Source organism: Desertihabitans aurantiacus (genome assembly GCF_003344635.1).
Taxonomy (GTDB): Bacteria; Actinomycetota; Actinomycetes; order Propionibacteriales; family Propionibacteriaceae; genus Desertihabitans; species Desertihabitans aurantiacus.
The window spans coordinates 1-7,362 of sequence record NZ_QPKK01000195.1 but is presented as its reverse complement, the minus strand read 5'-3'; the positions used below and the strand labels follow the sequence as shown (position 1 = coordinate 7,362).

At 75.4% G+C, this 7,362-nt stretch carries 8 protein-coding genes; 5 read left to right on the top strand and 3 right to left on the bottom strand.

Annotation, left to right across the window (positions count from 1 at the left end; all coding sequences use genetic code 11):
• Nucleotides 1-173 precede the first annotated feature (173 nt).
• Genes DVA66_RS14540 through DVA66_RS14535 form a run of 3 tightly spaced genes read left to right on the top strand, consistent with a single transcriptional unit; the run spans nt 174 to nt 3,009 of the window.
• Nucleotides 174-1,730 carry a glycosyltransferase family 87 protein gene (locus tag DVA66_RS14540; protein WP_114560733.1) on the top strand — a complete coding sequence of 519 codons (1,557 nt, stop codon included), beginning with the start codon at nt 174-176 and terminating at the stop codon, nt 1,728-1,730.
• On the top strand, nt 1,727-1,852 hold the full coding sequence (locus tag DVA66_RS21965; protein WP_269801627.1) for a hypothetical protein: 126 nt from the start codon (nt 1,727-1,729) through the stop codon (nt 1,850-1,852). Before DVA66_RS14540 ends, DVA66_RS21965 begins: the two co-directional genes overlap by 4 nt.
• The gene (locus DVA66_RS14535) at nt 1,849-3,009 is read left to right on the top strand and encodes a hypothetical protein (RefSeq protein ID WP_232821969.1); all 1,161 of its coding nucleotides are present in this window, start codon (nt 1,849-1,851) and stop codon (nt 3,007-3,009) included. Before DVA66_RS21965 ends, DVA66_RS14535 begins: the two co-directional genes overlap by 4 nt.
• Before the next feature lie 9 nt (nt 3,010-3,018).
• Here DVA66_RS14535 and DVA66_RS14530 read toward each other — a convergent pair whose 3' ends face one another.
• Nucleotides 3,019-3,372 (bottom strand): DUF5997 family protein, encoded by a 354-nt coding sequence (locus DVA66_RS14530; protein WP_114560732.1) that lies wholly within the window; start codon nt 3,370-3,372, stop codon nt 3,019-3,021.
• Nucleotides 3,373-3,403: 31 nt separating this feature from the next.
• Here DVA66_RS14530 and DVA66_RS14525 point away from each other — a divergent pair, with 31 nt between their 5' ends.
• Complete coding sequence (locus tag DVA66_RS14525; protein ID WP_114560731.1) at nt 3,404-4,057, top strand: LysR family substrate-binding domain-containing protein; 654 nt, start codon at nt 3,404-3,406, stop codon at nt 4,055-4,057.
• Between the two features lie 9 nt (nt 4,058-4,066).
• Here the strand turns inward: DVA66_RS14525 and DVA66_RS14520 are convergent, their stop codons facing one another.
• Nucleotides 4,067-4,714, bottom strand: coding sequence for a response regulator (locus DVA66_RS14520; protein ID WP_198671782.1), 648 nt, complete (start codon nt 4,712-4,714; stop codon nt 4,067-4,069).
• Complete coding sequence (locus tag DVA66_RS14515; protein WP_114560729.1) at nt 4,711-5,676, bottom strand: sensor histidine kinase; 966 nt, start codon at nt 5,674-5,676, stop codon at nt 4,711-4,713. Before DVA66_RS14515 ends, DVA66_RS14520 begins: the two co-directional genes overlap by 4 nt.
• 163 nt (nt 5,677-5,839) lie before the next feature.
• Between DVA66_RS14515 and DVA66_RS14510 the strand changes: the two genes are divergently transcribed.
• On the top strand, nt 5,840-7,345 hold the full coding sequence (locus DVA66_RS14510) for a potassium/proton antiporter (RefSeq protein ID WP_114560728.1): 1,506 nt from the start codon (nt 5,840-5,842) through the stop codon (nt 7,343-7,345).
• Nucleotides 7,346-7,362 lie beyond the last annotated feature (17 nt).

The following is a 7,362-nucleotide window of genomic DNA, read 5'->3' as shown; positions in this document are numbered from 1 at the left end:
CGGGTCGGGCGGCTCCGGCGACGACGACGGCGGCTCCGGCAGCTCGGGCTCGGGCGGTTCCGGGTCGGGCGGCTCGAGCGGGTCGGGCGACTCGGGCTCGAGCGGGTCGGGGTCGAGCGGGTCCGGGTCGAGGAGCTCCTCGGGCGGCAGCTCGCAGGACGACTGAGCGAGCGGTGCCCGCCCCGGTCGTCAGCTCCCGGCCGACCGACGGCGTCCCGGTCGAGCAGGACGCCCCCACCCGCGCCGACCCGGTGGCCCGCGCCACCAGCGGCTGGCTGGGCGGACCCCTCGGACGGCACGCGAGGGCGGCGGCGTCCCCGACCACCGTGCGGGTGGTCGTGCTCGCGCTGGCCGTCGTCTCCTGGGTGGTGCTGGTGCTGCGCCAGCTGCCCTGCCGGCGGCTGCCCGGGGTGGAGGCGGCCGATCGCTACCAGGCGATGTGCTACTCCGACATCCCGCTGCTGTACACCGCCCGCGGGCTGGCCGACGGCTACCGGCCCTACCTCGACGCCGGCCCGCACCCGGTGCTGGAGTACCCGGTGCTCACCGGTGCGTTGCTCGAGCTCGAACGCCGGGTGGCCGTGCTGCTCGGGGCACCGGTCGGCCCGGGTCTGAGCGGAGAGGAGACGCTGCGCGCCACCGACCTCTTCCTCGGCGTCAACGTGGTGGTGCTCGGGGCGCTGTTCCTCGTCGTCGTGCTGGCCCAGCTGGGCACCGTCCGCGGCCGGCCCTGGGACGCGCTGATGGTGGCGGTCTCGCCGACGGTGATGGCGGCCGGGCTGATCAACTGGGACCTGCTCGCGGTCGCCTGCACCGCGCTCGCCCTGCTGGCCTGGAGCCGGTCCCGCCCCGGCTGGGCCGGGGTGCTCCTCGGACTGGGCGCGGCGGCCAAGCTCTACCCGTTGCTGCTGCTCGGGCCACTGGTGCTGCTCTGCCTGCGGGGCCGACGCCCGCGGGCCGCGGCCCTGCTCGTCGCGGGGGCGGTGGCGTCCTGGCTGGCGGTCAACCTGCCGGTGGCGGTGCTCGCCCCGGACGCCTGGCTCGCCTTCTGGGAGTTCAACGCCGACCGCGGCGCGGAGTTCGGCTCGTTCTGGTACGTGCTCGCCCTCGCCGGCATCGAGGTGCCCGGGCTCAACCTCGTCAGCTTCGGGCTGCTCGCCCTGCTCTGCGCCGGGATCGCCGCGCTGGTCTGGCTGGCGCCGCGGCGTCCGCGGGTGGGACAGCTCGCCTACCTGGTGGTGCTGGCCTTCCTCGTCACCGGCAAGGTGTACTCCCCGCAGTACGTGCTGTGGCTGCTGCCGCTGCTGGTGCTGGCCCGCCCGCGGTGGCGGGAGTGGCTCGTGTTCACCGCCGGCGAGCTGGTCTACTTCGCCGCCGTCTGGCTGCACCTCGGCGGCTGGCTCGCCCCCGGCAGCGGCGGCCCGGACGTCGGCTACTGGCTGGCCGTGCTGGTGCGGATCGGGGCCGAGCTGTGGGTGGCCGGGGTGGTGGTGCGCGACGTGCTGCACCCCGAGCACGACCCGGTCCGGGGGCCCGGCGTCGACGACCCGTCCGGTGGTGTGCTGGACGGGTCGCAGCCCGCTACCCTCACCGCCGGCGGTCCGGGTGACGGGCCGCGCAGCGACGGGGTGCCGGAGGGAGAGGGAGTGCCGATCGAGCAGGTGCTGGCCCGGATCGAGGCCCGCCGCCACGCCTCGGCTCGCGCCGAGCCACGGGAGGACGACCGGTGAGCAGCAGACCCGACCCCAGCGCCCTGAGCCTGTCGGAGGGCGGAGAGCCGTGGCGCTTCGACAGGCTCAGCGCGCTGTGGTCCGGTCATCGAGTCCGCACCTGCACGGCGGAGGCCGGATGAGTCCGGCGACCTCCACCCGCCGGCGGAAGCTCCCCGGCGCGCTGCCGGGGGTGGAGCACCTGGCCCGCTGGGACACCGAGTCGCTGCGCTGGGTGCTGCAGGCCTGGCTGGGCAGCCGCGGGCTGATCCTGCTGGTCGGCATCGCCGTCGGCATCACCACCGGCCGCGGGTTCGAGGACCTGGTCGCCAACTGGGACGTCCAGCACTTCCTGGGCGTGGCACGCGACGGCTACCTGGCCGACCCCAAGACGATGGCCTTCTTCCCCGGCTGGCCGCTGCTGCTGCGCGGCGTCGCGCTGCTGGGCGTCCCACCCGTGGTGGCCGGGGTGGTGCTGTCCTGCCTGTTCAGCCTGGTGGCCGCGGCGGCGCTGGTGCGGATGGGCGGGCCGTGGGCGGCGATCGGCTGGCTGTTCGCCCCGGTCGCGGTGTTCACCGCCGTCCCCTACACCGAGTCCGCCTTCTGCGCGGCGGCGTTCTGGGCCTGGCAGCGGGCCTCGGCCGACCGCTGGGGGAGCGCGGCCGTGCTCACCGCGCTGGCCTGCACCACCCGGGTCAGCGGGCTGTTCCTGGTCGGCGCGCTGGGGGTGATGGTGCTGACCTGGCCGCGGCTGCGGGTGGCCGAACGGGTCCGCCGGGCGGCCTGGCTGCTGCTGCCGGTCGCGGTGCTGGCCGGCTACGTCGTCTACCTGTGGACGTTGACCGGCTCCTGGACGGCCTGGACGGAGGCGCAGGCGGCCGGCTGGGCCCGCGGCTTCCACTGGCCGTGGGAGTCCGCCCTCAACACGTGGCCGGTGATCCGCGGCGACTACGTCGACCACCCGGACTGGACCTGGGTGTTCCGCGGCGAGGCGGTCTCGATGCTGGTCGGCGTGGTCGTCACCGGCTGGTGCCTGAGCCGGCGGATGTGGGCCGAGGCCAGCTGGGTCGGCGTCCAGGTGCTGGCCTTCTCGATCTCCTACTGGTGGTTCTCGGTGAACCGGGCGGTGCTGCTGTGGTTCCCGCTCTGGCTGATGTTCGCCCACCTGGTCAGCCGCCGGCCCAAGCACCCGGTGGCCCAGGCGCTGCGGCACACCGTGATCGTGGGCTGGCTGCTGCTCTCGGGGGTGGCGATGCTCATCTGGACCTGGCTGTTCACCAACGGCCTGTGGGCCAGCTGAGCGGCCGGGTCAGCGCTCGCGGCGCAGCCGCTCCTTCTCCTCCACCACCCCGGCCTGGGTGCGCCGCTCCCGGAGCAGCCACTCCGGCGGGTCGGCCAGCAGCGCGCCGATCTGCTCGGCGTCCAGCGCCTCGTCCACCCCGGCCCGCGCCAGGCCGGAGCGGGAGATGCCCAGCTTGGCCGCCACCACGTCGCGCGGGAACGGCCCGTTGCGACGCAGCTCCACCAGCCACTCCGGCGGGTCGGCCCGCAGCGCGTCGAGGTCCTCGCGGGTCAGCGCGGCCTGCTGGAACTCCGGCGGCGTAGCGGGCAGGTAGACGCCCAGCTTGGCCGCGGCGTTGATGGGCTTGAGGGTCTGGCTCACCGCGCCACGGTACTGCGCGTAGCCTGCCGGGGTGGACGGTCGGGCCGGGGGAAGCGCCGAGGACGCGCGCGGGCTGCGGATCGGCTTCGTGCCCGGGGTGACGCTGACCAGGTGGCGGCGGGTCTGGGCCGAGCGCTACCCCCGCACCCCGCTCGAGGTCGTCGAGGTGGCCGAGCGCGAGCAGCGCCGGGTGCTCGACGACGGCACCGTCGACCTCTGCTTCGCCCGGCTGCCACTGCCGACCGAGGGGCTGCACGTCATCCGCCTCTACGAGGAGGTGCCCGTGGTGCTCGTCCCCCGCGACCACCCGGTGACCGCCTATCCCGAGATCGTCCGGGCCGACGTCGACGACGAGGAGGCGATCGAGCGCGAGGACGGCGAGGAGGTCGCCGACCTGGTGGCCGGTGGGGCCGGGGTGGCGTTCCTGCCGATGTCGGTGGCCCGCTCCCACAGCCGCCGAGACCTGGCCTACCGTCCGGTGACCGACGCCGAGCCCACCACCATCGCCCTGTGCTGGCGGCGCGACGCCGAGGACACCCTTTTCGACGACTTCATCGGGGTGGTCCGCGGGCGCACGGTGAACAGCTCGCGCACCGTCCAGGCCGGCGGCACGGCACCGCGGGCGAAGGCCGCCCGGACGCCGCGACCGCCGCGCACCACCCGCCGCCAGAAGCGCCGTCGCTGAGCGCGCGGCTCAGGGCTCGATCAACCCGGCCCGGATGGCGTAGCGGGTGAGCTGGGTGCGGTCGTGCAGCCCCAGCTTGGTGAGCACGTTGGCGCGGTGGCGCTCCACGGTCTTGACGCTGATCACCAGCGCCCGCGCGATCTCGCGGGAGGTGTGGCCCTCCGCGATCAGCTTGACCACCTCCTCCTCCCGGGCGGTCAGCGGGGTGCGCGGCACCCGCTCCCCGCGCCGTACCCGCTCCAGCACGTCGCGGACCAGCGCCCCGGCCACCCCGGCGTAGAGGAAGGACTCCCCGCGGATCGCCGCCCGGCACGCCGCGACCAGGTCCTCATCGGCCGCCGACTTCAGCACGTAGCCCGAGGCGCCGGCCTGCAGCGCGGCGAAGAAGTACTGGTCGTCGTCGTACATCGACAGCATCAGCATCCGCACCGCGGGGCTGCGCCGGGCGATCTGGCGGGCGGCCTGCAACCCGGTCATCCGCGGCATCGACACGTCCAGCACGGCCAGGTCGGGGGTCAGGGTGCGGGTCAGCTCGACCGCCTCCACCCCGTCGCCGGCCTCGCCGACCACCGCCAGGTCCGGCTCGGCCTCGAGGATCCGGCGCAGCCCGGTGCGGACCAGCTGGTGGTCGTCGGCGAGCAGCACCCGCACGCTCACGACGTCCTCCCCACCGGCACCTCCAGCAGCACCTCGGTGCCGCCTCCGCCGCGGGGGCGCAGCTCCAGCGTCCCGCCGACGGTCTCCGCCCGTTCCCGCATCCCCTGGACGCCGGCGCCCGCCGCCTCGCCCGCGCCCAGGCCGTCGTCGGCCACCCGCAGCACCAGCAGCCCGCCGCGCCGGGTCAGCCCGACCTCCACCGTGGACGCCCGGGCGTGCCGGGCCACGTTCGTCAACGCCTCCTGCGCCACCCGGTAGACCACCAGCTCGACCTCCGGCGACAGCGCCGGCAGCCCGGGCAGGAACCCGCGCCGCACCGTCACCCCGGTCCGGGCGGCCAGGTCGCTGGCCAGGCTGGACAGCGCGTTGAGCAGCCCCAGGTCGGCGAGCACGCCGGGACGCAGCCGCTGGGCGATCCGACGCACCTCCTCCAGGCTGGTCCGGGTCGTCTCGCGCACCAGCTCCAGCTCGCGGGCCACCTCCGGGGAGGCGTCCCGCATCGCCTGGGTGAGCCCGAGCAGCACCGCGGTGAGGCTCTGGCCCACCTCGTCGTGCAGCTCCTGGGCGATCCGCTGCCGCTCGGCCTCCTGGGCCTGCAGGATCCGGGCGGTGCTGGCCGAGCGCTCCTGCTCCAGCCGGTCGAGCATCGCGTTGAACCCGGCGACCAGGGCGTGCGCAGGCCCCGACCCGGCCGAGGCGTGGCGGCGTCCCGGGTGGCGCAGGTCGACCGCGGCCATCACCGACCGCAGCTCGTCCAGCGGGCGCAGCACCGCGCGCAGCAGCATCCCGTTGAGCACCACGATGACCACCAGCCCGACAGCGAGCACGAGCATCTCCGAGCCGAGCGTGCGGGCCGAGACGGTGGCCGGGGAGAGCACCAGGGCGAGCGTGCCGAGGGTGAACACGGCGCCGTTGATCGCGCACACCCGCCAGAACAGCGGCAACGAGAGCACCCGGTCCATGGGCGACAGCCTCCCAGAACGGCCCGTCGGCGCTCCTCGGCCGCGACCCAGGATGGGGTGCGGACTCCATGGTGGGGACGGTGCCGGCCGACCAGGATGGCGCGGTGGTCATCCAGGTCTCGCGCGCTGCCGGGCGCCGTCGGGTCCCCACCGGCAGACGCGCGTGACCCCGGCCGAGCTCAACGTGGTGGTGCTGGCCGCCACCACGGTGGTGCTGCTCGGGGTGGCGGCGATCCGGATCTCGACCGGGGCGGGGCTGCCGAGCCTGCTGCTCTACCTGGTGATCGGCCTGGTGATCGGCGAGGCCGGGCTCGGGGTGGGCTTCGACGACGCCGCCCTCACCCAGACCCTCGGGACGCTGGCGCTGGCGGTGATCCTGGCCGAGGGCGGTCTGAGCACCCGGCTGTCGGTGCTGCGTCCGGTGGCGGCCCGGGCGGCGGTGCTGGCCACCGTCGGGGTGGCGGTCAGCGTCACCATCACCTCCGCGCTGGCCTGGTGGCTGCTCGACGTCGACCCGCGCACCGCGGTGCTGCTCGGCGCGGTGGTCTCCTCCACCGACGCCGCCGCCGTCTTCGCGGTGCTGCGCACGCTGCGGCTGCGTCCCCGCACCCGCGCCACCCTGGAGGCCGAGTCGGGGTTCAACGACCCGCCGGTGATCATCCTCGTCACCCTGGTCGTCTCCGACCTGTGGCACGAGCTCGACGTGTGGACCGCCGTCCTCGGCTTCGCCCAGCAGATGGTGGTGGGGGCGGTCGCCGGGGTGGCGGTGGCCGTCGCCGGCCGCTGGATGCTGCGGCGGGTGGCGCTGCCGTCAGCCGGCCTCTACCCGCTGGCCACGCTGGCGTTCGCGCTGATGGCCTTCGGGGCGGCCGGGACGGTCGGCGGAAGCCCGTTCGTCGCGGTCTACCTGGCCGGGCTGCTGCTCGGTGGGGCCGACCTGCCGCACCGGCGGGCCACGCTGGGCTTCGCCGAGGGGCTGGCCTGGCTCTCCCAGATCGGGTTGTTCGTGCTGCTCGGGCTGCTGGCCTCACCGGCCCGGCTGGTGGACGCCGTCCTGCCCGCCCTGGTCGTCGGGGTGGCGCTCACCCTGGTCGCGCGTCCGGTGTCGGTGTGGCTGAGCACGCTGCCGTTCCGGGTGCCGCTGCGCGAGCAGGCGTTCATCTCCTGGGCCGGGCTGCGCGGCGCCGTGCCGATCGTGCTGGCCACGTTCCCCATCACCGCCGGGCTGGCCGGAGCGCAGCGGATCTTCGACGTCACCTTCCTGCTGGTGGTCGTCTTCACCCTGGTGCAGGGCCCGACGCTGCCCTGGGCCGCCCGCCGGCTCGGCGTGCTCGAACCCGCCCAGACCGAGGAGCTGACCATCGAGCACGCCCCGCTGGAGGACCTCGGCGCCAGCATGCTGAGCTTCGACATCCCGGCGGGGTCGCGGCTGGCCGGGCTCAAGGTCGCCGAGCTGCGGCTGCCGGGGAACGCCGTGCTGGCGCTGGTGCTGCGCGACGGCCGTCTGTTCGCCCCGCCCCCGGACGCCGCCCTGCACGTCGGGGACCAGCTGCTGCTCGCCGGGCCCACCACGCACCGGGCGGCGGTGGAGCGACGGCTCCGGGCGCTCAGCCGGGCGGGCCGGCTCGCCACCTGGTTCGGCGAGCGCGGGGACCAGCCGCGACGCTGAGCCGGACACCGGTCGTC